The sequence below is a fragment of the Eikenella corrodens genome (assembly GCF_003990355.1).
In the GTDB taxonomy this organism is placed as follows: domain Bacteria; phylum Pseudomonadota; class Gammaproteobacteria; order Burkholderiales; family Neisseriaceae; genus Eikenella; species Eikenella corrodens_B.
Genome location: NZ_CP034670.1, coordinates 104,380 through 125,942 on the forward strand (window position 1 = coordinate 104,380; position 21,563 = coordinate 125,942).

Annotated in this window: 27 protein-coding genes and 1 pseudogene; 4 read left to right on the forward strand and 24 right to left on the reverse strand. The window is 54.3% G+C overall.

Translation table 11 applies throughout. The annotated features are described in order from the left end of the window. Positions 1-60: 60 nt before the first annotated feature. From ELB75_RS00630 to rarD, 6 genes are all read right to left on the reverse strand, one after another. Positions 61-1,041: a peptidoglycan DD-metalloendopeptidase family protein gene (locus tag ELB75_RS00630; protein ID WP_126982244.1), complete on the reverse strand. Its 981-nt coding sequence runs from the start codon at positions 1,039-1,041 to the stop codon at positions 61-63. Positions 1,042-1,128: 87 nt separating this feature from the next. Beyond that, a complete protein-coding gene (locus ELB75_RS00635; RefSeq protein ID WP_126982245.1) occupies positions 1,129-1,794 on the reverse strand; it encodes a protein-L-isoaspartate(D-aspartate) O-methyltransferase in 666 nt (221 codons plus the stop codon). After that, entirely contained in the window at positions 1,791-2,546 is a 756-nt protein-coding gene (gene surE, locus ELB75_RS00640) for a 5'/3'-nucleotidase SurE (RefSeq protein WP_126982246.1), read from the reverse strand. Before surE ends, ELB75_RS00635 begins: the two co-directional genes overlap by 4 nt. A gap of 177 nt (positions 2,547-2,723) precedes the next feature. After that, entirely contained in the window at positions 2,724-3,107 is a 384-nt protein-coding gene (panD, locus tag ELB75_RS00645; protein ID WP_064090581.1) for an aspartate 1-decarboxylase, read from the reverse strand. Between the two features lie 138 nt (positions 3,108-3,245). Beyond that, a complete protein-coding gene (locus ELB75_RS00650) occupies positions 3,246-3,743 on the reverse strand; it encodes an acyl-CoA thioesterase (protein ID WP_126982247.1) in 498 nt (165 codons plus the stop codon). A 61-nt stretch (positions 3,744-3,804) separates the two neighbouring features. Beyond that, on the reverse strand, positions 3,805-4,704 hold the full coding sequence (gene rarD, locus ELB75_RS00655; protein ID WP_164726754.1) for an EamA family transporter RarD: 900 nt from the start codon (positions 4,702-4,704) through the stop codon (positions 3,805-3,807). Positions 4,705-4,996: 292 nt separating this feature from the next. Between rarD and ELB75_RS00660 the strand changes: the two genes are divergently transcribed. From ELB75_RS00660 to ELB75_RS00670, 3 genes are all read left to right on the forward strand, one after another. Then, positions 4,997-5,308: an ElaB/YgaM/YqjD family protein gene (locus tag ELB75_RS00660; protein ID WP_126982249.1), complete on the forward strand. Its 312-nt coding sequence runs from the start codon at positions 4,997-4,999 to the stop codon at positions 5,306-5,308. Between the two features lie 225 nt (positions 5,309-5,533). Beyond that, positions 5,534-5,956: a phage holin family protein gene (locus ELB75_RS00665; RefSeq protein ID WP_126982250.1), complete on the forward strand. Its 423-nt coding sequence runs from the start codon at positions 5,534-5,536 to the stop codon at positions 5,954-5,956. Further along, on the forward strand, positions 5,953-6,249 hold the full coding sequence (locus ELB75_RS00670; RefSeq protein ID WP_126982251.1) for a hypothetical protein: 297 nt from the start codon (positions 5,953-5,955) through the stop codon (positions 6,247-6,249). The genes ELB75_RS00665 and ELB75_RS00670 overlap by 4 nt, the downstream gene beginning before the upstream one ends. A 324-nt stretch (positions 6,250-6,573) precedes the next feature. Here the strand turns inward: ELB75_RS00670 and hslV are convergent, their stop codons facing one another. The 10 genes and pseudogenes from hslV to ELB75_RS12390 all read right to left on the reverse strand — a co-directional run. After that, complete coding sequence (gene hslV / locus ELB75_RS00675; RefSeq protein WP_064106263.1) at positions 6,574-7,107, reverse strand: ATP-dependent protease subunit HslV; 534 nt, start codon at positions 7,105-7,107, stop codon at positions 6,574-6,576. A gap of 128 nt (positions 7,108-7,235) precedes the next feature. Continuing rightward, positions 7,236-7,898: a YiiX/YebB-like N1pC/P60 family cysteine hydrolase gene (locus ELB75_RS00680; protein ID WP_126982252.1), complete on the reverse strand. Its 663-nt coding sequence runs from the start codon at positions 7,896-7,898 to the stop codon at positions 7,236-7,238. 2 nt (positions 7,899-7,900) lie between these two features. Beyond that, complete coding sequence (locus ELB75_RS00685; protein ID WP_126982253.1) at positions 7,901-8,302, reverse strand: DUF4878 domain-containing protein; 402 nt, start codon at positions 8,300-8,302, stop codon at positions 7,901-7,903. Positions 8,303-8,622: 320 nt separating this feature from the next. Then, positions 8,623-9,396, reverse strand: coding sequence for a ParA family protein (locus ELB75_RS00690; RefSeq protein WP_126984163.1), 774 nt, complete (start codon positions 9,394-9,396; stop codon positions 8,623-8,625). Positions 9,397-9,453: 57 nt separating this feature from the next. Beyond that, entirely contained in the window at positions 9,454-10,083 is a 630-nt protein-coding gene (rsmG, locus tag ELB75_RS00695) for a 16S rRNA (guanine(527)-N(7))-methyltransferase RsmG (protein ID WP_126982254.1), read from the reverse strand. 119 nt (positions 10,084-10,202) lie between these two features. Continuing rightward, the gene (locus ELB75_RS00700) at positions 10,203-10,628 is read right to left on the reverse strand and encodes a PACE efflux transporter (protein ID WP_126982255.1); all 426 of its coding nucleotides are present in this window, start codon (positions 10,626-10,628) and stop codon (positions 10,203-10,205) included. A gap of 44 nt (positions 10,629-10,672) precedes the next feature. Further along, positions 10,673-10,765, reverse strand: coding sequence for an RHS domain-containing protein (locus ELB75_RS13085; protein WP_346962723.1), 93 nt, complete (start codon positions 10,763-10,765; stop codon positions 10,673-10,675). A 281-nt stretch (positions 10,766-11,046) separates the two neighbouring features. Then, complete coding sequence (locus tag ELB75_RS00710) at positions 11,047-11,658, reverse strand: Imm43 family immunity protein (protein WP_126982256.1); 612 nt, start codon at positions 11,656-11,658, stop codon at positions 11,047-11,049. Positions 11,659-11,670: 12 nt separating this feature from the next. Continuing rightward, positions 11,671-12,108, reverse strand: a complete 438-nt coding sequence (locus ELB75_RS12780) for an AHH domain-containing protein (RefSeq protein ID WP_126982257.1) — start codon at positions 12,106-12,108, stop codon at positions 11,671-11,673. Between the two features lie 15 nt (positions 12,109-12,123). Next, positions 12,124-12,456: pseudogene (locus ELB75_RS12390) on the reverse strand (RHS repeat-associated core domain-containing protein); the annotation flags it as partial. 181 nt (positions 12,457-12,637) lie between these two features. On the opposite strand from ELB75_RS12390, the gene ELB75_RS12785 reads away from it, so the two are divergent. Then, positions 12,638-12,778, forward strand: coding sequence for a hypothetical protein (locus tag ELB75_RS12785; RefSeq protein WP_241236094.1), 141 nt, complete (start codon positions 12,638-12,640; stop codon positions 12,776-12,778). Between the two features lie 224 nt (positions 12,779-13,002). On the opposite strand, the gene ELB75_RS00725 is transcribed toward ELB75_RS12785, so the two are convergent. From ELB75_RS00725 to ELB75_RS00760, 8 genes are all read right to left on the reverse strand, one after another. Next, positions 13,003-14,112, reverse strand: a complete 1,110-nt coding sequence (locus tag ELB75_RS00725; RefSeq protein WP_126982259.1) for an ankyrin repeat domain-containing protein — start codon at positions 14,110-14,112, stop codon at positions 13,003-13,005. 13 nt (positions 14,113-14,125) lie between these two features. Further along, complete coding sequence (locus ELB75_RS13090) at positions 14,126-14,842, reverse strand: RHS repeat domain-containing protein (protein ID WP_346962724.1); 717 nt, start codon at positions 14,840-14,842, stop codon at positions 14,126-14,128. A gap of 189 nt (positions 14,843-15,031) precedes the next feature. Beyond that, positions 15,032-15,436 (reverse strand): NTF2 fold immunity protein, encoded by a 405-nt coding sequence (locus tag ELB75_RS00735; protein ID WP_126982261.1) that lies wholly within the window; start codon positions 15,434-15,436, stop codon positions 15,032-15,034. A gap of 13 nt (positions 15,437-15,449) precedes the next feature. Next, on the reverse strand, positions 15,450-16,787 hold the full coding sequence (locus ELB75_RS00740) for an RHS repeat-associated core domain-containing protein (protein WP_126982262.1): 1,338 nt from the start codon (positions 16,785-16,787) through the stop codon (positions 15,450-15,452). Between the two features lie 36 nt (positions 16,788-16,823). Further along, positions 16,824-17,882, reverse strand: a complete 1,059-nt coding sequence (locus ELB75_RS00745) for an AI-2E family transporter (RefSeq protein ID WP_126982263.1) — start codon at positions 17,880-17,882, stop codon at positions 16,824-16,826. Positions 17,883-18,332: 450 nt separating this feature from the next. After that, positions 18,333-18,794 carry a protein-export chaperone SecB gene (gene secB / locus ELB75_RS00750; protein ID WP_064090592.1) on the reverse strand — a complete coding sequence of 154 codons (462 nt, stop codon included), beginning with the start codon at positions 18,792-18,794 and terminating at the stop codon, positions 18,333-18,335. A 152-nt stretch (positions 18,795-18,946) separates the two neighbouring features. Then, positions 18,947-20,374, reverse strand: a complete 1,428-nt coding sequence (gene dacB, locus ELB75_RS00755) for a D-alanyl-D-alanine carboxypeptidase/D-alanyl-D-alanine endopeptidase (protein WP_126982264.1) — start codon at positions 20,372-20,374, stop codon at positions 18,947-18,949. A 186-nt stretch (positions 20,375-20,560) separates the two neighbouring features. Further along, positions 20,561-21,253 (reverse strand): OmpA family protein, encoded by a 693-nt coding sequence (locus ELB75_RS00760; RefSeq protein ID WP_126982265.1) that lies wholly within the window; start codon positions 21,251-21,253, stop codon positions 20,561-20,563. Between the last annotated feature and the right edge of the window lie 310 nt (positions 21,254-21,563).

The following is a 21,563-nucleotide window of genomic DNA, read 5'->3' on the forward strand; positions in this document are numbered from 1 at the left end:
TTCGACTAAAATAAAAGGCTACCTGAAAATTTTCAGGTAGCCTTTGTTTCGCCCGAGGGATTAGTTCGGAATATATTGCAGCGGATCTACCGGCTGGCCGTTTTTACGCAGCTCGAAGTGCAGCTGCACGCGCTGGCTGTCGCTGTTGCCCATGGTGGCAATGCTTTGGCCGCGCCGCACGGTTTGTCCTTCGCGCACGAGCAGGCGCTGGTTGTGGCCGTAGGCGGTGAGGTAGGTTTGGTTGTGCTGCACGATGATGAGGTTGCCGTAGCCGCGCAGGCCGGAACCGCTGTACACCACTTTGCCGTCGGCAGCGGCCACAACGGGCTGTCCGGCGGTGCCGCCGATGTTGATGCCTTTTTCACTGCCGCCGAAACGGGTGAGGATGTTGCCGGCGGTGGGGCGCTGCCAGGTGATGCCGGCGGCGCTGCGGGTGCTGCCGGATACGGAAGGCGTGGCGGCCGGGGTGGCCGCGGTGTTGGCCGACGGGGCGGGCGTGGGCGCAGGCGCGGGGGTGGTGCGCGGCACAGTAGCGGGCGGTGGGGTTTGCGCGGTGGCGGGCGGGGTGTAGCCTGCGGGTTTCACGCGCAATACTTGGCCGATGTTGATGTTGTTGTCGGACAGATTGTTCCAAGCGCGCAGATTGTCTTGGCTGATGCGGTAGCGGCGGGCGATGTTGTACACGGTGTCGCCGCGCACCACGGTGTGCTGGGCGGCGTTGGGGTCAACGGGCGCGTAAGACGGGGTGTAGCCGCTGCCGCCGGCAGGGGTGGCGCCGACTGCGGGCGGAGAGTAGGGGGCGGGCGCAGCAGCGGGCGGAGAGTAGGGGGTGGTGTTGGCGGATTGGGTGGCGGCAGGCGGGCTGTAGGGCTGCGCGCCGTAGGGGTTGCTGTCGGCCGCGGCGGTGTTGCCGCCGTAGTTGTTGCCGTAGCCTGCGCCGTTGCCGGACACTACGGGGGCGGGCGGCTGGGTGAGGGCGCAGGCGCCGAGGAAAACGGTGAGGATGAGGGGAAGGGTGCGGAAGGTAAATAATTGATTCATGGGGATACGGGCTTTCTGTGCACGGAAACAGCGCAATCATAAGCAATCCGTGCGGTTTCATGCAAGGTTGGGCGGCGTATATCGCGGTTAAGTTCCGTTAATCAGCGGCACGAAGCGGGCTTCGTGCACGCAGGTTTCGTGGAAGCCGTGGGGGGTTTTTTCGATGAGCCACAGGTATTGCTGCCCGCCTTCGTCCAGCGGGATCACCATGCGGCCGCCCACGGCGAGCTGTTGCAGCAGGGGCAGCGGCACTTCGGCGGGCGCGGCGGTGACGAGGATGCCGTTGAACGGGGCGACTTCGGGCAGGCCGAGGTAGCCGTCGCCGCACACCAGCCGCGTGCCACCGAGCAGGCGGGCGGTGCGCAGGTTGTGTTTGGCTTTTTCGTGCAGCGCCTGCAGCCGCTCTACCGAATAAATCTGCTTGAGCCCCACGGCTTGCAGCACGGCGGTTTGGTAGCCGCAGCCGGTGCCGATTTCCAGCACCGGGCCGAAGTTTTCCGCTGCCGCGTCGCCGAGCATGAGCTGGGTCATCACGGCCACGGTGTAGGGCTGGGAGATGGTCTGCCCCAGCCCCAAGGGCAGTGACATATCGTCATAGGCGCGCGAGCGCAGGGCTTCTTCCACAAACACATGGCGCGGCACGTTGCCCATGGCGGCGAGCACGTCGGCGCGGCCGATGCCCATTTTGGCCAGCCGCTGCACCATATTGCGCCGCCGCCAATCGAAGCTGCTGCCGGAGTGTGCTGCGTTCATCGTGTGGCGCCCTGCCAGAATTGCGCCGCGCCGCCTAGACCTGCGTGGTCGGTTAAATCCACGGAGAGCGGGGTAACCGTAATCATGCCGGCTTCGTTTTGTGCGAAATCGGTGTCTTCTTCGCGGCCGAGCACTTCGCCGGCCGCGCCAATCCAATACACATTCTCGCCGCGCGGGCTGCGGGCGGCCACCACGCTTTGCTGATGATGCCGCCGCCCCAGGCGCACGGTGGCGATGCCTTGGATTTGGTTTTCCGGCACCGCCGGGATGTTGACGTTCCACAGCACGGGCACGGTGGGCTTGGGCGCGGCAAACAGATGGGTGAGCAGCCGCCACACGGCTTGTTCGGCGGTGCGCCAATAGCGGCCGCTTTTGTCGTTGAGCGAAAAGGCAATCGCGGGAATGCCGAGCAGATAGGCTTCGGTGGCGGCGGCCACGGTGCCGGAATAGAGGGTGTCGTCGCCCATATTGGCGCCGTGGTTGATGCCGGAAAACACCCAATCGGGCTGAAAATCGGGCAGGCTGTGCAGGGCGAGGTGGATGCAGTCGGTGGGCGTGCCGTCCACAAAATAGAAGCCGTTGGCGGCTTCCTGAATGCGCAGCGGGCGGTCGAGCGTGAGCGAATTGCTGGCGCCGCTGCGGTTGCGCTCGGGGGCGACCACGCGCACGTTGGCAAATTCGGCGGCCACCCGGGCGAGGATGGCGAGGCCTTCGGCTTGGTAGCCGTCGTCGTTGCTGATGAGGATATTCATGGTTGGCTTGAGGCTGCCTGAAAACGGGTGGTTTGGGGTTTCAGGTAGCCTGAAAACGGGGCGGCAGGCTACCTGAAACTCGGTTTGGGATTTTGGCGCTGTTAAAGCGGCCGCTTTGGCTACACAAAATCCAAGCCCGGCATTGCCGAGGCCTTGCTTTCAGGTAGCCTTGGGTGTTTACAAAACGGTATTGGCCGGCTCGTAGTCGATGACGTCGCGGATTTTGTTTTGCGCATCCACCAGCACCACTTTCGGCCGGTGTGCGGCAATTTCCGGCTCGGAGAGCAAAACGTACGACATGATGATTACCACGTCGCCCGGCTGTACCAGCCGCGCCGCCGCGCCGTTGAGGCAGATTTCGCCGCTGCCGCGCCCGCCGGCGATGGTGTAGGTTTCCAGCCGCTCGCCGTTGTTGTTGTTCACAATCTGCACTTTCTCGTTCACGCAGATGCCAGCCGCATCGAGCAGATCCAAATCCACGGTGATGCTGCCTACGTAGTTTAAATCGGCACGGGTAACGGTGGCGCGGTGGATTTTGCCGCCCAGCAAAGTTCGGAACATTTCGGGAATCCTGGAAAAAAGCGGTATTTTATCGCAAGCGGTGCGCGGGCTGAAGGCTGCCGGTTATTTTCAGGTAGCCTTTTGCGCCCGTGCCGGTTTGCCGGGCATTTCTGCCCGGCCTGTAAGTTTCAGGTAGCCTTATTCCGCTTCGCAGCCGCAGGAAAGGGAGGCGGAGGCTTGCAGGCTGAGCTGTTTGCGTTGCAGCGCTTTTTCGTGGCGGCAGCGCTGGCGCTCGCTGGTGATTTGCAGCGGCGGCACGGGCACGGGCTTGCCGTTTTCCACGGCCACCATGGTGAAGTAGCAGCTGTTGGTGTGGCGCACCTGGCCGGTGCGGATGTTTTGTGCTTCCACGCGGATGCCGACTTCCATGGAGGTGCGGCCGGTGTAGTTGACGCTGGCGTAGAACGTAACCAGCTCGCCCACGTGAATCGGCTCTTTAAACAATACCTTGTCCACAGACAGGGTAACGCAGTAGTGCCCGCTGTAGCGGCTGGCGCAGGAATAGGCCACCTGGTCGAGCAGGCGCAAAAGCTCGCCGCCGTGCACATTGCCGCTGAAATTGGCGGTGTTGGGCATCATCAGTTCGGACATCACCAGTTCGTGCGCGGGCAGCTGGCGGGTTTGGGATTCGGTCATGGTGTTCCTCGGTGCGTGAAATAAAAGAATTATTTTATGCTATTAATGCAGCATGGTTTGATTAAACTTGTTTATGGCGAGATTTTTGCATGCTGCGCCAGCCGTTGGCCACCAAAAGCAGCAGCCCCGCCCAAATCAGGCCGTAGGTGATGTAGGCCGAGGGCTGCACCGGCGTTTTCAGCACCAACACCGCCAGTAAAAACAGCAAGGCCGGTTCTACATAGCTGAGCATGCCGAACAAATTAACCGGCAGCAGCAGCCCCGATTTCAGATTAAGCGACATCGACACCGCGCTGGCCATGCCCAGCAGCGGCAGCAGCAGCCAATAGCGCGGCTCGCCCAGCACCCAGGCAGTCATATCCGCGTGCCACAGCAGATAGGCCAGCGCAAAGGGCAGGATTAGCGTGAGGTCCAGCGTGAGCCCTTGCAGGGCGGGGATTTTCATCTCGCGGCGGTAGAGGTAGTACACCGGATACGCCAGGCACACCCACAGCGTGGTCCACGAAAAGGCCTGTTGCGTCCATATTTCGTGCGCCACGCCCAAGCCTGCCAGCACCAGCGCTGCGGTTTGCAGGCCGTTGAGCCGCTCCTTGAGCCAAAACCGCCCCGCCAGCACCATCACCACCGGAAACAGGAAATAGCCCATCGCCACATTCACACCCTCGTTATTGACCGGCGCCCACATAAACAGCCAAAACTGGCTGGCCACATCCGCCGTGCCCAATAAAAACAGCAGCCAACGGCGGCGGCTGTTCAAATGCGTGCGCACAAAGCGCAGCATGGCAGGCAGGCCGATGAGGCGCAGCGTGATCAGCCACAGCCCCGCCGCCATCACCACCATGCGCAGTGCGAACACATCCGTGCCGCTAATCGGCTGCATCCAATGGCTAAACAGATACAGCACGCTAAACAGCAGTTGCGACAGCAGGCACAACACCACGCCTTTGCTCAAATCCGACACGAACACTCCGGGGAAAGAATACAGAAAATCTTGATTATATAATGGATTAACGCTATTCGATACTAATCGGGCAGCGGTTGGCCCACGGTGTGGCAAAAGTGAAATCAAACCGCCCCATCGGTTTGCCGCATACGGCGCAGAGTTTCAGGTAGCCTCAGGCAGAGCGGGGAAGGCTACCTGAAAAGATGGCGGTATATTTTTCAGGTAGCCTTGATAAACCATCCCACCGCTCCATATAATCTTAAACGGCAGGCCGAATGCCGTTACTCTTAACCTAATCAGGAGATTAAACATGAGTAAAGATTTTGACCAGCAGAAAGAAGAACTCTTGCAAGAAGTGCGCTCCGTACTCGACGATGTGGAAGAGCTGTACCACAGCGGCGTTGAAGAAGGTAGCAAAGAAGCCGAGCAGCTGCGCGGCAAGCTGCAGCGCAAATTGCAGGCCGCCCAGCGCAAATTGGGCGATTTTGAAGAAGTGGCTGCCGAGCGCGTGAAACACACCGCCCGCCAAGCCGACCAACTGGTGCAAGACAAACCCTACTACGCCATGGGCTTCGCCGCCCTCGCCGGCTTGGTAGTGGGCGTGCTGCTCAACCGCCGTTAATCCTTGCCGCCCGGCCGCCCGCCCCGCCCTGTGCAGGCGGGCGTTTTATAGTGAATGAACAAAAACCAGTACGGCGTTGTCTCGCCTTGCCGTAACGTGTGTACTGTCTGCGGCTCGCCGCCTTGTCCTGATTTTTGTTAATCCACTATATCGTTGCGCCAAATAGGCAGGGCATCGCGTTGCCGCCTATTTGGCACCCCATCCCCATCCCACCGGGAGCGCCGCATGAGCCTCAAACACAACATCAACCACATCCGCTTCCTCGTCAACCAAGGCGCGGAGCTCTTGCTGCTGCGCCTGCAAATCCTCGGCATCGACCTTTCCGGCCAAGCCACCAGCTTCATCAAAATCACCGCCGCCCTGCTCGCGGGCAGCGTGTTGCTGCTCGCCGCCTTGGTCAGCCTCTTCTTCGGCCTCGATGCCGTCCTGCCCGTGCACGCCAAAATCTGGGTGTTTTTCGGCCTGCCCGTGTTGCTCCTGCTGATCGCCTGGTTCTTGCTCGCCCGCGCCCTGTCCGGCTGGCGGCAGGCGGGCGTTCAGGTAGCCTCCACCCTTGCCGACATGCGCCGCGACCTCGATACCCTGCGCGGCCACACTTCCGGCATAAATACCCAGCCTGCCGACACCGTACCGGAGCAGCCCGAATGAACGCCCAGCCTCAGCAGCCGCTCAGCAAAGCGCAGCAGCGCGAACTGCTCGCCCTGCAGGCCGAACTCGCCCGCCTGAAAATCCGCAGCGAACAGCTGCGCCAACAAAGCCGAAACCGCACCAACAGGCCCATCGACTGGCTCAAACTGGCCGACAGCCTGCCCTTGGCCATGCTGCTGTGGCAGGCCGCCGTCCTGCCCGCCCACAAACAACGCCAACTGCTGCCCAAATTCGGCCGCCTGCTGTGGCGCTGGTGGAACAGCGAGCCGGAGAAAAGGAAAAAGGGAAAATAAATATTGGGGCTGATGGCCAAAGGCTACCTGAAAACCGTGAACCGATTATTTTCAGGTAGCCTTATTGCGAGCCTGGTGTTTGAATCAAGCCGATGACGGCAGTTGGGTGTTCCTATCGTATTAAAATAAAAACGCTGAGGCGTTGGCCATCCTTATTCAAATCCGCTACCCCTTCGCCAACCATACACATATGCCGCAGGCTACCTGAAACCTGTTCCTTTCCCCCTATAGGTGAGCCGCAAAGTCGTTGGTGCAAAACAGAAAGGCTACCTGAAAACCGGTTTGAACCGTTTTCAGGTAGCCTTTCTTACATTCGGCCGGTGCTTACAGCGTTTCCACCGTGTGCTGGTCGTTGGTGTAGATGCAGATGCTGCCGGCGATTTCCAATGCTTTTTTCACCACGGTTTCGGGCGGCAGCTCGGTGTTTTCCACCAGTGCGCGGGCGGCGGCCTGGGCGTAGGAGCCGCCGCTGCCGATGGCGGCGATGCCGCCTTCCGGTTCGAGCACGTCGCCGTTGCCGGTGATGATGAGGGTGTTGTCTTTGTCGGCCACAATCAGCATGGCCTCAAGGCGGCGCAGGGCGCGGTCGGTGCGCCACTCTTTGGCCAGCTCGATGGCGGATACGGTGAGCCGGCCTTGGTGTTTCTGCAATTTGGCTTCAAAAAGCTCAATCAGGGTAAACGCATCGGCCGTGCCGCCGGCAAATCCGGCCAAAACGGTGTTGTTATACAGTTTGCGCACTTTGCGCGCGGTGGCTTTGATGATGGTGTTGCCCAGGCTGACCTGGCCGTCGCCGCCGATGGCGACTTGGCCGCCCCGGCGCACGGAAACGATGGTGGTGCCGTCGAATTGCTGCATGGTGCTTCCTTTTTGAAACGGTTGGGAATAGGCGGCAGATTAGGGCGGCGGCGCGGATTTCAATTTTTCAGGTAGCCTCAAAGCGGGGTGGGGCTACCTGAAAACATTTGGCCGCCGGGCTTGCTGCTTTAGCGGACATCGGCGGCGGCTTGGGCGGGGATGACGGCGAGCCATTCGATGTCGCTTTGGGCGAAGGCTTCGGGGAAGAGGTATTCGCCGCGGAATACGGCCAGGTCGATATGTTGCCAGGGCGGATTGAAGGCGGGCGTTTGGGTGCGCACGGCGTTGAGCAGGAGGATGGTGCAGTAGTAGGGCTGTTCGGCGCGGGCGGTGAGGCGGAAGGGGCGGCCAACTTGGGCAGCGGCGTGGCGGGCGCTGGCGCGGCGTTGTTCGGGGCTGAGGAAGCGGGGGCGGGCGTAGGCGGTTTGCCGGGAGAGGTGGGGTGCGGCAAATTCGGCCAGCGGGGTGAGCAGGACTTGGTTGGGGCGGGCGGGATCGTCGTCGGTGGTGGCGTGGGCAATCCATACTTCGGGCCGGGTTTGCACCACGATGCCGATGTGGGAGAAGCGGCTGCGGCTGAGCTCGCGGATGAGGCGGCTGTCGGTGGCGGTGCCGTGGCGGAATACCCAGTCGCCTTCCTGCAGGAGGCCGTTCGGGGGCAGGATGGCGGTACGGGCAGGCAGCGGCGTATCGGCGGTGAGGCTACCTGAAAAGGCCGGGTGGCTGGCCAAAAAGATTGCCGCACACGCTGCAATCAGCAGGCAGGCGGCAATCGGGACGAGGCGGCGCATGGTTAGAAGACTCGTGCTTTCCAGACGTCGTCTATTTTAATCAGCTGCACGCGGTCGTTGTCGGTTTCGCCGTTGCCGAATTCGATGGCGAGCTTCACGCTGGCGCGGTTCGGGTCTTGCTGGCTGATTTCGGCGGGTTCGGCGGTGATGTTTTTCACACCACCGCGCGCATCGGCTTTGGCTTTCACTTCGGCGACGACGGCGCGCATTTTGTCTTCCACCATTTCTTTTTCGCCGGGTTTGGCATCGGCGGGGATATAGAGCATGGCCACCACGGCGTCGCCGTCGCCGTTGTAGGCGTTGCGGCTGAACTGCTCGGCGGTTTTTTCGGGTGTGTTGCCGGAGCAGGCGGCAATAAACAGGGTGAGGGCGAAGGCGGCAAGGGCTTTAAACAGGGTGCGCATGGGCTTCTCCGTGAGGGTGGTGGGAAAATGGGGCTTTACAAAGCAAGGCGGGGCTTGTCAAACGGGGTTTCAGGTAGCCTGCGGCCAGTCAGCTTATAGTGAATTAACAAAAACCAGTACAGCGTTGTCTCGCCTTGCCGTACTATCTGTACTGTCTGCGGCTCGCCGCCTTGTCCTGATTTTTGTTAATCCACTATAACTTTCGCTCCGGTATTGCTATGCTTGAGCGGACGCGGATATGATTTCTGCACGGGCAACGGCTTGCCCGCCCTACGGAAAAGAGGCTACCTGAAAATTTCAGGTAGCCTTTCTCTCTGATTTTAAGCCGCTTTGCAGCGGGCGATGACCTCGTCGGCCAGTTCCAGATAGGCGATGCTGCCTTTGGCTTTGGGGTCGTAGGCCAGGGCGGGCATGCCGTGGCTGGGGGCTTCGGCCAGGCGCACGTTGCGCGGGATGATGGTGTTGAACACGAGGCGGGAGAAGTGTTTTTCCAGTTGCTCGCCCACTTCCAGCGACAGGCGGCTTTGCGGGTTGTACATGGTGCGCACGATGCCGAGGATGTCGAGCTTGGGATTGATGGCTTTGCGGATTTTGCGCACGGTGGCGATGAGGTCGGAAATGCCTTCGAGGGCGTAGTATTCGCACACCATGGGCACGATGAGGCGGTCGGCGGCCACCAGGCCGTTGAGGGTGAGCAGGGTGAGGGTGGGCGGGCAGTCGATGAGGATGTAGTCGTATTCGGGCAGAAGCGGCTTGATGGCGGTTTTGAGGCGCATCTCGCGGGCGATTTCCTGAATCAGCTCCACTTCTGCTCCGGCCAGGGAGCGGTTGGCGCCGAGGATGTGGTAGCGGCCGTGCGGGCTTTTGAGGCGGGAATCGGCGGCTGCGGCCTGCTCGAGCAGCACTTGATAAGTGCCGCTGTGCAGGCTGCTTTTGTCAATGCCGCTGCCAGTGGTGGCGTTGCCCTGCGGGTCGAGATCCACCACCAGCACGCGCTGTTTGCGTTCGGCCAGGGAGGCGGCCAGATTGACGGCGGTGGTGGTTTTGCCCACGCCGCCTTTTTGGTTGGCTATGGCGATAACGGTAGCGCTCATCATCCGGCCTTTCTATGGGAAGGGTTGGGGAAGCTGGAAATTCAGGCTAAGGCGGATTCATGCACGCTTGGGGCGCATGATCACCATATGCCGCTCGGCTTCCAGCAAGGGTACGTCGAGCTTATCGGCAGACACCACTTCGATATTCGCGGGCAGCTGCTCGATTTCTTCGTAGGGATACACGCCTTTCATGGCGGCCCAATAGCCGTTTTCATTGAGCAGGTGTTTGGTGAGCGCGGCAAAATCGGCCAGCTCGGCAAAGGCGCGGCTGGTGACCACATCTACTTTTTTATCGTAGATGGTTTCCACACGGCCGGCGGCCACGGTAACGTTGCCCAAGCCCAGCTCGATCACGGTTTGCTGCAGGAATGCGGTTTTTTTGGTGTTGGCATCGAGCAGGGTGATTTGCAGGTCGGGACGGCAGATGGCGGTGGGAATGCCGGGCATGCCGCCGCCGGAGCCCACGTCCATCAAGGTTTTTGCCTCTTTCACATAGGGCAGCAAGGTGAGGCTGTCGAGAATGTGGCGGCTGATGATTTGGTCGTTGCGGCGCAGGGCGGTGAGATTATAAGTCCGGTTCCACTTTTGCAGCAGCGAAGCGTGCTCGAGCAGCAAAAGCTGCTGAGCGGTGGAAAGGCTGAGGCCGAGGGCGGCAAGGCCTTCTTGCAGTTGTTGTTTGTTGTCCATAAATTGCGGTTTCGGATAAAGATTAGGGCTACCTGAAAAGGGATTTGGCTGTTTCAGGTAGCCTGTTTGGAGTGTTGGACGGATTTTACTCCATCTATACAAAGAATAAAATCTGGCGGCTAGGAAACCTTGTGCCGAGTGGCCAGCCAATAGGCGCGTATGTGGTCGAACGCCCAGTTGTAGGCCAAAGAATAAAGCACAATCAAGAGGGTGAGGCTGATGTCGGTGAGCAGCGCCTGCCATAGCGTAATTTGCAGAAACCAGGCAATCAGCGGCGTGGAGAAAAACAGCAGCCCGCCTTCAAACGCGCCGGTTTGCAGCATCCGCACTCCCCAGCCGCGCCGCTCGCGCCGGCCGGTGAAGATTTTGTCGAACCCCCAGTTGAACAGGAAATTCCACACCATCGCCGTTACCGATACCGCCACGCTCATGCCAAACGCCGTGCCGGCATGGGAAAGCCCAAACAGCAGCACAGCCTCGGCGGAAATCAGCACCGCGCCGGTTTCAAACAGCAAGGCATGGATAAAACGCTCGAAGAAGCTCACGATTCGGCTCGCGTGGGGGGAGGGGCAATATTATAACGCAGAGGCTACCTGAAAAACTCCCCCGTCCACAGCAGGTTGCCGAACTGGTCGGTCTGTTCCCTCGGTATGCCGATTTGGTCGGTGTGGTAGTAGGACAGGTAGAGTTTCTCGTCTTTGTTGTTGTAGAAGACGTGGGCTAGGGGTTCGTAGCTGTCCTAGTCGGTGGAGTGCAGGCTGCTTTTTTAGGGCTTTGAAGCCGTTAAAAAGCAGCCTGCACTTTTTTCAGGTAGCCTGTTAGGGGCTACCTGAAAGCTCTGAAACTGCTATTTGAAAATCATAAAGCAGGGTATCGTATTCCAATAGTTTATTTTTTATTTCATTATCATCCATAATTAAATCTTCTACTACAGACTACACTTGCTGTTGATTTATTTATCATTTACGAATGAGTTTTCCATTCTGTTAATGTATATAGAAATGGATTTTTAAAACGCGATAATAATTCATCTTTTAATAATTCATTGAAGATTAATGTTCCAATATAATTTTCATTTTGTGTTAAAAATACATTTTTATCTGATTTTGAAAACGCATCTAGAGAAAACCCATCATTTTTCCCATGTAAATCAGGATAAATAATCTCTTCTTTTATTTTCCATCTGATTATTCTCATTAGATAAAAAGGTTCTTCTGTTAGCGGTATACCTTTTGTATTAACGAGTAGAGCAAGACTTTTTTCAAAATTATAATCAAACCCTTCGTTAACTATAAAATCCAATAAATTTTTATAAATTAAATAGAATTTTCCTATAAATGGTAAAAAATCAAATGAAATTGATTTTATTTGTTTTATACAGATAATAACTTCTTTGGGCATCGGTACAATTTTGTCATGTATCCCACCTCTTACCCAATCATAATCAAAATCTGGATGCGTTTTTTTAGGGTTAAAATGTTCAGAAATCCCGATTAGACGATTAACAGGAATATTGTTTTCTTTTTGTTTATCTATATCTTTCCTTGGATAGCCCCAAATTATCAAGTTTTTCATAATAGAATCCTTTTAATTTAATCTCATAGGGTTTTTGCTGGTCATGGATAAAAATCGTTTTGCTACTTTTTGAAGCCGCTGAACACTATCAAAAGCTTCTTGTTGAGTAATTAAGCCTTTATCTAATTTATCTTCTAAACGCTGAATGCGTTTTTCTATCAATGCACTATAATTATCATGACTCCCACGATGATAAAATTTTCGTTTACATTTTGTGGCCTCATCATTATCTGATGGCATATATAATCCATTAGGATAGCTATCTCTTCCTTTCATTCCAATTCTATTAAAAAAGTTTTTATGTGATTTCCAAACTTCTTCCGGAATTAAATGATGTGTTTGCCAAGTTGAATTAGGTCTAAAAATACCCTGTCTTTCCATACTCCTACGTAATGTATAACCACTCAATCCCAACGGATCAACCCATATCTGAGCATTTGGTGCAAACACATACAAATGCTCGCCCCCGGCCAACCCAATCGGATCTTGGTTAATAAACCTTCCACAGTTCGGGTCGTAATACCGCATCAGGTTGTAATGCAACCCCGTCTCTGCATCAAAATATTGATTCTGAAGTCTGAACGGCTGATGCGCGTTCGGGTAAATCTTGTTCTCTGCGGTTAATTTTCCCCACGCATCATACTCCCCCGTCCACAGCAGGTTGCCGAACTGGTCGGTCTGTTCCCTCGGAATGCCGATTTGGTCGGTGTGGTAGTAGGACAGGTAGAGTTTCTCGTCTTTGTTGTTGTAGAAGACGTGGGCAAGCGGTTCGTAGCTGTCTTGGTCGGTGGAGTGCAGGCTGCTTTTTTAGGGCTTTGAAGCCGTTAAAAAGCAGCCTGCACTTTTTTCAGGTAGCCTTTTAGGGATGAGGTGCAGGCTAAAAGCCGCGTGCGTGCGTTCCGCACACACCCTACCGCGCGGGCTACGCTTGCTGCAATTAGTTATTTCACGCTGTACCGAAATAGAATCAGGTGGACGCATGATCGATGCGATTCTTACCAATACTATTTTGCCGCAGATCAGTCGAGAATTACTCAGCCGTACAGCAGAAGGAAATAAAATTCAAACAATAGACATTTCTGTTCAGGATGGGGATTTTATTTACCGTTACCTTGAGTAATGATACGGCCGAGGAGGGCGTAGCAGTAGTGGGCCGTGTCGCTTCTGAGGTCAGTGCGGATGCGGATGTGCAGGCTGCTTTTAAGAGTTCAAACGGTTTAAAAAGCAGCCTGCACTTTTTAACTGCGTTGGTGCTGTGTTTTTTCAGGTAGCCTGAAGGGGGAATGGGCTACCTGAAAGCTGAAACCACGTGCGTGCGGGACGCACACACACTACGCAGGCGGGCTACGCTTGCTGCATTTCCGGAAAAGCCGGAATCACGGTAGCCGTATCATCCCGTTGCCATCGGTAGCCGACTTTTTTCCATTTGGCCGTCTTATACCGTGCGATGAGTTTCTCGGTATTTTTCGGTAAAGGGTGGGAAAAAGGCACCAGCAGCCATAGGGTTACGTCTTCATCTCCTGTCTGCCCATCCGTATCTTTATCTTTATCAAACTGGTAATCCACCAGCATCAGCCCGTCCATATTGCTCGGCCAAGGAATAGAGTCAAAATCGGAACGGTCAAAAATCATGCCTTCTTTGGGCGTATCGTTTTTCAGGCAGCCTGCAATCTTTTCCAAAATCAGCATGAAAAAAGCATAGGGATTGTTTTCCGGAATCAGGCGTTGGTTTACCGGCCATTGGTAGTCGATGCAGACCATTAGTTCATAACGCGGCTGTCTTTTATACAGCCCGTTGGTAAACAGAAGTTTGAAGTCCCTGTCTCTTCTAATGGTTGCCAGCCGCAGCGAATATTCCGGATTTACGGCAAATTCGATATTCAAAATATTGCCGACATGGGTATGGATATGATCCAGTACGCCGCTGTTTTCATATTCTGAGAAATCAAACGGAATCCTAGCCTGTACTGCGCCGTATTCTTTCAGTAAATCCGCCAATTCGGTATGTCCGAAGGCAAGGCAGACATCCAGCGGCGTACAGTTTCTGGCGGAATAGAGAAAATTCGGTTCTGCCCCTGCTTCCAAAAGCGCCTTTACCGCCGCGCTATTGTTATCGACAACAGCCGGGTCGATAGCGGGCGCAAGGGCGGCAACATTGCCGTTGGGATTTGCCCCGATACTCAAAAGCCATCGGTATACAGCGGGATGATTGTAGCTAACCGCCTCCTGCAAGGCGGTATTTTGCAGCTGTCCTGCCACATCCTCCGGAGAAATACCTTTTGAGTGCAGCAGCTTGCAGATATTTAACGCATTCTCCCCTGCGGCAAATTGCAGCAAACCTTTGGAAAGAAAATTGCGGAAAGCGAAATATGAATGCTTTTCCAGGATTTTATCCAGTTCGGCTGCGTTGTCTTTGTAAACCAGTTCTCTGATTTTGTCTGATAATTCTTCCATGATTAAACCTTAATCAAACACTACGAATATTGCGGAAATATTCTCCAAGTTCTTTTAATATTCTCTCAGCATCTTTTCCATTCTTAGCTTTCGATAATTCATCATATACTTTTTTTGCATTCTCAATAGAATGAACTCCGCATCCGTTTTCAGCCCAGGTAAAATTCCTTATATCTTTATTTATGTCAAAAGGCTTTCCATTGGTAGTTAAGAATTTTTTAAGAATTTCTTGTGCGCCAGTAACATATTTCTGGTTCTCAGGTGTCCAGTTAGCAGGGGCTTTTTCACGGACGATATGATGCTTATGAGGATGTTTCATGTCACTAGGTTTTGTTGAATTTAGCTTAGCCATATCTTTTGTGCATAATCGGCATTTTTCTAATCCTAATGGGTCAGCCCATACATTTGTGTTCGGCGCAAACGAATATAAGTGCATTCCGCCCACCAACCCGATTGGGTCTTGGTTAATAAACCTACCGCACTCCGGCGCATAATACCTGAACAGGTTGTAATGCAACCCCGTCTCTGCGTCAAAGTACTGGTTCTGCAACCTGAACGGCTGATGAGCGTTCGGGTATATCTTGTTCTCTGCGGTCAGTTTTCCCCACGCATCATACTCCCCCGTCCACAGCAGGTTGCCGAACTGGTCGGTCTGCTCCCTCGGAATGCCGATTTGGTCGGTATGGTAGTAGGACAGGTAGAGTTTCTCGTCCTTCTTGTTCAGGAACACATGCGCCAAGGGTTCGTAGCTGTCCTGGTCGGTGGAGTGCAGGCTGCTTTTTTAGGACTTTGAAGCCTTTAAAAAGCAGCCTGCACTTTTTTCAGGTAGCCTTTTAGGGATGAGGTGCAGCCTAAAAGCCGCGTGCGTGCGTTCCGCACACACCCTACCGCGCGGGCTACGTTTGCTAATCAATTTGATTTAGATATGTATAGAATGCCATTTTCCATCATAACTATCAAATTCTTTGACATTATCCAATTTCCAGAGGCCTGCCTGTTTCTTGAACTTATAAATTCTTTGTACTTCCATGCCGGCATAAAGCACATCACACTTAACACCTATTGAATTACCTTTCTTTTCTATTTCAATAATTTTTTCATTATTTGGATCAAATATTGGTGGATAACTGATAGCCATGCATTCCAACTTTCCCATTTTTCTTGGTTTATCCGTTAGGTATTTATCATATATTTCCTTTAATGTTTGCTTCAGTACCTCATCAGGAATATCTGTACCTGCATCAATATGCTTATTGGCATTATCTTCCCATTTATACATTTCCATCAAAAAACTATTTAATACTGTTTCAATACTTTCATACATAATTCAATCCTTTTCAGTTATTAAACTTCCCACGTAAAACACGCTGCCCGCGTTGAAATACTTCATAAACAATACCAGTAGGCCGTGTTCCGCCATTGGCATATTCAAATTTCCATTTCAATAATGCCTTGCCATCTTTATCTATAATATTATGAACTTTCCTTTCAAAATCTCTATAAGCTCCCCTGTTAATTTTTCTTAACTGAGGAAACATATTTTGATTACTTCTTGAACCACCTAAAAGTTTGCCTAAAATATGCCCTGCATCATCATCACATTTGCCTAATCCTCGCGCATAATCACGGTTACCCTGATTTGTAGCCTTTCCTTTCCCTAAATGGCTACGTTTTAAGATTACTGAAGCAGCGCGGACTTCACCTAGAGAACCCAATTTAACTCTTGGGGTTTTGGCCAAACCTAGAATATCAAACCAATTTTGCGCATTCGGCGCAAACATATATAAATGCTCGCCCCCGGCCAACCCAATCGGGTCTTGGTTAATAAACCGCCCGCACACTGGGTCGTAATAGCGCATTAAGTTGTAATGCAGCCCCGTCTCGCTGTCGAAATACTGGTTTTGAAGTCTGAACGGCTGATGCGCGTTCGGGTATATCTTGTTTTCTGTTTGCAGGCTGCCCCACGCATCATATTCCCCCGTCCACAGCAGGCTGCCGAACTGGTCGGTCTGCTCCCTCGGTATGCCGATTTGGTCGGTGTGGTAGTAGGACAGGTAGAGCTTCTCGTCCTTTTTGTTCAGGAACACATGCGCCAGGGGTTCGTAGCTGTCCTGGTCGGTGTAAAAGTAAGTGTAAACGCCTTTGTAGTTGTATTCTTGGACAAGTCTGCTGCCGTCCCAGATGAAGACGGTGCGTTTGGGGTCGGTGCTGTGCAGGCTGCCTTTGTCGATGCGCTCTTTGCTGATTCGGCGGCCGAAGGGGTCGTAGGCGTATTGCCATTGCTGTACTTCGCCGTCGGGTTTGTACAGTTTGGCGCGGATGAGTTGGTTTTCGGTGTCGTATTCGAACAGTTGGGTTTCGCCGTTTGGCAGTTCGCGCAGGGTCAGGTTGCCTAGGGCGTCGTAATGGTACTGTGTCCCGTCATATCCGGCAATGCGGTTGCCCTGCGGGCGGTACAGGCTGCCTTCGCGGGCGTTTCGGGCCAGCTCGTCCAGTATGTTGCCTGCGGGGTCGAAGGCGAACTTCTCTTTGGTGTTCCTGCCTGCGTTGGCGGCTTCGAGAATCCTGCCCAGTTTGTCATAGGTGTAATCCGTCGTGCCGCTTCTGAGGTCGGTGCTGCCGATGAGGTTGCCGGCTTTGTCGTAGCGGGTTTTCTGTGCCCTGCCGTCATGCAAAAGGCTACCTGAAAGTTTCAGGTAGCCTTTATCCGGCTAAATCAGCCCCGCCTGCTTCAGCTCGTTTTTCAAATAAGCATAATACACGGGCGAGATGATGATGCCGCCGATGCCGAAAATGCGCTCGAACACTACCATCACCAGCAATAATTCCCATGCGCTCGATTCGATTTGCGAGCCGATGATTTTGGCGTTGAGGAAATATTCCAGCTTGTGCACCACCACCAAAAACACCAGCGAAGCCGCGGCCACATACAGCGACGCGCCCAGGCTGAGGATGATGATGACCGTGTTGGACACCAGATTGCCGACCACCGGCACCAGCCCCACCACAAAGGCAATCACCAGCACGGTGAGGCGGAAAGGCAGCTCCACGCCGAAGGCGGGCAGAATCAGATACAGATAAACGGCGGTAACGGCGGTGTCGATTAAGGAGATTTTCACCTGGGCGATAAACACGCGCTCGAAGCTGGTTTGGAAGTTGGTAATGCGCCGCACCAGCTGGGCTTTGAACGGCGGCATCTGATGGCGGCTGCGGCGGGTGTTGAGGCGGTGGAAGCTGAGCAGCGCGCCGATAATCACGCCGATGAGTACGTATACGAAGGAGGTGAAGCTGTTTTTGCTGATGCGGGTGAGCGTGGCGCCGTATTCGGTGAGCAGTTCGGCTGCGGCGGCTTTGATTTCGTCCAGATTTTCGGGCAGCATGTTTAAAATGGCAGGCGGCAGCTCGCCGCTGTTTTTGGTGTCGGCCAGAATGGTGGCGAGCTTGGCCAGCATCACGGTGATGTGCCCGCTGTGAATCAGGCGGTACACGCCCAACGCCATTAAGGTGATGGCCAAGAGCACCAGGCTGATGGTGAACGTGGCGGAAACAAGGTTGATGTTGCGCACATTGAGCGAGCGGTGCAGGAAGGTGTTGTGCGGCAGCAGGCGGTGGCGCATCCACAAAATCAGGCCGTTGGTGCGGTTGATGAAAATGTAGGTGAGGATGATGGAGAGCAGCAGCGGCAGGAAGCGGAAATATAGGATAACCAGCAGCGCGGCGGCCATCAGGATGTAGGAAGCGGTGCGGAATTTGGCGGGTTCGGTGTGCATGATGCGGTGGCGTGTGATAAGGATGGGGGCTACCTGAAAAGCGGGGATTGGGTTTCAGGTAGCCTTTAAACGGCGGATTATAGCGCGATGGGCGGCGGGCTAGGTTTGGCCGTTCTGCTAAAACCGGAATTTCTTGGGTGGGCTACCTGAATAAGGGAGCCGTATAGGGGTTTCCAATTGGCATTTTATATATAGCGGATTAAATTTAAGAACGGGGCAAGGCGGCCAGCCGCAGGCAGCACACGTAAGGCAGGCCAATGCGGCAGCGTTTTTATAGTGAATTAACAAAAACCAGTACGGCGTTGGCTCGCCTTGCCGTAACGTGTGTACTGTCTGCGGCTCGCCGCCTTGTCCTGATTTTTGTTAATCCACTATATTTTATCCGCTATAAAACAAAAAGCAGGCTATGGTTTTCCCTGCCATAGCCTGTTTGCCTTATCCGGCTTCGAATTAAGCGTTGCCGGCAGCCGGAGCGTTGGCGGCGGCTTGTTGCTGTTCGTACATGGCTTCGAAGTTGATCGGCATCAATACCACGGGCGGAAAGCCGGCGCGGGTGATGCAGGAAGACACGGCTTCGCGGGCATAGGGGTAGAGGATGTTCGGGCAGGCGATGCCGAGCAATACTTTCACGTCTTGCTCGGGAATGTGTGCCAACCGGAAAATGCCGCTCTGTGCCACTTCGTTCAGGAACAATACTTTGCCATCGGGCAGCTTGGCGGTAACGGTTACGGTAACGGTTACTTCGTGGTGTTCTTCTTCCAGTTGCTTAGAATCGGTGTGCACTTGGATTTCCACGTTCGGCGCATCCTGGCTGAGGAATACTTCCGGTGCGTGCGGCACTTCCAAAGACAAGTCTTTTACATACAGTCTTTCTACGTTGAAAATCGGTTGCTGTTGTTCTTGTTCGCTCATGATTTACTCCTGAGAAAAGGGGTGGAAAAATCAAAATGGTGATATGGCGGATTGATCCGCTATAAACTGCGTTAGGCTACCTGAAAATGCCCGGCTTTGCCAGCTTTTCCTTGTGGGATAAGTGTTCAGCGGCTTTCCCGCCGCATGGCCAATTATTGGGCGGGTATGGTTTGCATGTTATCCAATACATCGGCATCGTGCACAATCCGGCGCACCATGGCGTCCATATCGGGCAGGTAGCCGCCGGAACGGTGGCTGTTAATAATCACCACCACAGCCAGCTTGCGCCCATTGGGCGGCAGCCAGTAGCCGGCCAGCGCGCGCACGTCGCGCAGGGTGCCTGTTTTCATGCGCAGCGAGCGGCCTAGCTGACGGAAGCGGCCGCGCAGGGTGCCGTCGGTGCCGGCAATCGGCAGGGTGTGGATGAAAGTATCGCGGAAGGGGGAGCGATAGGCTTGAAACAACATGTTGCCGAGAAAACGGGCGGTAAGCCGCTCGCGGCGGGAAAGGCCGGAGCCGTTTTCCAGCACCAGCGCTTCGTCGTCCAATCCGGCCGAAACCAGCTGCCGCCGCACGGCGGCTTCGGCGTTCTGCACGCTGTGCGGGCCGTTTTCCTGATGGCCGAGTGTGAGGAAAATGCTGCGGGCAATCAGGTTGTTGGAGTGTTTGTTCATATCGGTCAGCACCTCGCTCAGCGGCTTGGAAAAGTGCGTGGCCAAGATGCGGCTGTTGCCGGGGGCAGCACCCCGACCAAAGCCATAGAGGCCACCCAAGCCCTGCGCAAGCCAATGGCCGCGAAAACTTTCTTCGGCAAAGCGCGGGGCATCGAACAGATTGATAAACATTTTCTCGCCCATACAAGCAGCCGGCAGGCGGCCACGAAATACCAGCATGCCGTTTTCAAATTTGGCAGAAACATGATTGGAAAGTTTGCCGCAGCGACCGTTGGTTTCTGTAAGTTGGCTGAGATCGGTTTGAATGCCGTATAGTGGCGGGTTGAGTAGGAAAACAGGTTGCCCGGCTTCATTGCGGGCGGCAGTAATCCAAAGGGATTTGTAGGCAATCATGTGGGGGTCGGGCGGCACCACGAAGCTTTCGTCTGCATCGTTTTCAAAACCTTCCGCACCGGCAAGGCTGCCCCAAACGCGCCGGTCCAGCACCACTTTGCCGTTTAACGACATAATGCCCTGCCGTACCAGTTGCTGCTGCATATCCAACAAATCGGGCTGGTCGAAAGAGGGGTCGCCGCTGCCTACCCAATATAAATCACCCTGCAGAGTGCCATTGGCCACCGTGCCGCTGCTGCGCCACTGGGTTTGCCAGCGGTAATCACCGCCCAATCCGCGCAAGGCGGCGAAGGTGGTGACCAACTTCATGGTGGATGCAGGATTCATGGAAGCATCGGCCCGATGCGCAAGCAATACTTGTCCGCTATCGAGGTCTTGCACATAAACCGCAACCTCATCCGGCTGAATACGGCCGAAATCGATAGCAAAGGCTACCTGAAAATAAAAGAAGAGCGCGAATGTTAATAGCAGGCGAGAATAGTTTTGGCAGAGAAGTAGAAGTTTTTCCAGCATAAGATTTTTTTAATAAAATATTTTCCAGCAGGCGAATTTTGCGCCATCGCACCTGTATAGGCAATGGGAGATGTAGTGCAAGCAGCTATTTCTTTATGTTGCCCCTAGCTACAAATAGTACGTACGAAAAAACCGGACTTTATACAAAGTCCGGTTTTTCAATATTGAACGCTAATCAGTTAGCGATTACTGAGCAGGCTGTTCAACCAGAGTACGGATACGAACGTCTACGCGACGATCCGGCTCGATACATGCAATCAGAGCGCTACGTTTGCGAGCGGCAGAAACGCGACGACCCAAGTTGCGAACTTCTTGCTGACACTGTTCAGTCATCTTAGCTTGAGACTCGCCCAAGCCAACGGCAGAGATTTTCTCAGCCGGTACGCCACGGCCAACCAGGTACTCGCTAACAGTGTTAGTACGACGCTCAGACAAGCGTTGGTTGTAGGCATCGCTACCCATGAAGTCAGTGTTACCTTCAACACGTACAGATTGTACGTTGCTGTTGGTCAAGCGCTGAGCCAGCTCATCCAAAGTGGTGCGAGCTTCAGGGCGCAGATTGAATTTGTCAAAACCAAACAGGAAGTTGGATGACAGAGATACCAGCTCTTCGCGTACTTGCGGTTCAGCAGGAGCAGGAGCTTCTGCCTGACGGTCACCACACTCTACCAAGCCCAAGCGATCCACTTCGCCGTTCAAGAAGCTGTTTTCCCAACATTCGTGAGCACCGTTGGGCTCAACGTTGGAGCGAACCACTTCGCGAGACTGCTCGCTAATGGTGTAGCCGTATTTTTCATTGTTGAAGCTGCTGTCCGCCATGGCGGCACCGGAAGCAACCAAGGCCAAGAACAAAGCGCCTAATTTAAGCTGTTTGGTCATGTTATTCCCTCATCAAAAAGTTTGTTATGCGCAGACTTGGCAAGCTTTGCAGCATGCCGGCCTTCACAAAAATCACCATATACGGACCGCCCAAATACTGCGGTAATCCAAATATATTCGGGGTGTCACTATAAAAAACCGTGCCCGAACTGTCAATAAGGAATTGGCTACCCGCTGCACGGGTGCCTCCGTTTCCTACGTGCCCAATCATGCCCAAAATTACCCTAGCTGTCAGCAGGATAATGGCAAAAGGAAGGGATATTTCCTCATAAGTTGCTAAAAAGCAACAAATCCCGCCGAAAATTACCGG

What these genes read in the sequence shown, in the direction of transcription:
- ELB75_RS00650 (WP_126982247.1), bottom strand. Translation starts at nt 3,743, where the DNA reads ATGACCGAATCCCAAACCCGCCAGCTGCCCGCGCACGAACTGGTGATG.
- rsmG (WP_126982254.1), bottom strand. Translation starts at nt 10,083, where the DNA reads ATGGACAACAAACAACAACTGCAAGAAGGCCTTGCCGCCCTCGGCCTC.
- ELB75_RS00680 (WP_126982252.1), bottom strand. Translation starts at nt 7,898, where the DNA reads ATGCGCCGCCTCGTCCCGATTGCCGCCTGCCTGCTGATTGCAGCGTGT.
- ELB75_RS00670 (WP_126982251.1), top strand. Translation starts at nt 5,953, where the DNA reads ATGAACGCCCAGCCTCAGCAGCCGCTCAGCAAAGCGCAGCAGCGCGAA.
- ELB75_RS00685 (WP_126982253.1), bottom strand. Translation starts at nt 8,302, where the DNA reads ATGCGCACCCTGTTTAAAGCCCTTGCCGCCTTCGCCCTCACCCTGTTT.
- secB (WP_064090592.1), bottom strand. Translation starts at nt 18,794, where the DNA reads ATGAGCGAACAAGAACAACAGCAACCGATTTTCAACGTAGAAAGACTG.
- ELB75_RS00760 (WP_126982265.1), bottom strand. Translation starts at nt 21,253, where the DNA reads ATGACCAAACAGCTTAAATTAGGCGCTTTGTTCTTGGCCTTGGTTGCT.
- ELB75_RS00725 (WP_126982259.1), bottom strand. Translation starts at nt 14,112, where the DNA reads ATGGAAGAATTATCAGACAAAATCAGAGAACTGGTTTACAAAGACAAC.
- hslV (WP_064106263.1), bottom strand. Translation starts at nt 7,107, where the DNA reads ATGCAGCAATTCGACGGCACCACCATCGTTTCCGTGCGCCGGGGCGGC.
- ELB75_RS00665 (WP_126982250.1), top strand. Translation starts at nt 5,534, where the DNA reads ATGAGCCTCAAACACAACATCAACCACATCCGCTTCCTCGTCAACCAA.
- ELB75_RS00630 (WP_126982244.1), bottom strand. Translation starts at nt 1,041, where the DNA reads ATGAATCAATTATTTACCTTCCGCACCCTTCCCCTCATCCTCACCGTT.
- dacB (WP_126982264.1), bottom strand. Translation starts at nt 20,374, where the DNA reads ATGCTGGAAAAACTTCTACTTCTCTGCCAAAACTATTCTCGCCTGCTA.
- ELB75_RS00735 (WP_126982261.1), bottom strand. Translation starts at nt 15,436, where the DNA reads ATGTATGAAAGTATTGAAACAGTATTAAATAGTTTTTTGATGGAAATG.
- ELB75_RS00745 (WP_126982263.1), bottom strand. Translation starts at nt 17,882, where the DNA reads ATGCACACCGAACCCGCCAAATTCCGCACCGCTTCCTACATCCTGATG.
- surE (WP_126982246.1), bottom strand. Translation starts at nt 2,546, where the DNA reads ATGAATATCCTCATCAGCAACGACGACGGCTACCAAGCCGAAGGCCTC.
- ELB75_RS00690 (WP_126984163.1), bottom strand. Translation starts at nt 9,396, where the DNA reads ATGAGCGCTACCGTTATCGCCATAGCCAACCAAAAAGGCGGCGTGGGC.
- ELB75_RS00635 (WP_126982245.1), bottom strand. Translation starts at nt 1,794, where the DNA reads ATGAACGCAGCACACTCCGGCAGCAGCTTCGATTGGCGGCGGCGCAAT.
- ELB75_RS12785 (WP_241236094.1), top strand. Translation starts at nt 12,638, where the DNA reads ATGATCGATGCGATTCTTACCAATACTATTTTGCCGCAGATCAGTCGA.
- ELB75_RS00660 (WP_126982249.1), top strand. Translation starts at nt 4,997, where the DNA reads ATGAGTAAAGATTTTGACCAGCAGAAAGAAGAACTCTTGCAAGAAGTG.
- ELB75_RS00710 (WP_126982256.1), bottom strand. Translation starts at nt 11,658, where the DNA reads ATGAAAAACTTGATAATTTGGGGCTATCCAAGGAAAGATATAGATAAA.
- panD (WP_064090581.1), bottom strand. Translation starts at nt 3,107, where the DNA reads ATGTTCCGAACTTTGCTGGGCGGCAAAATCCACCGCGCCACCGTTACC.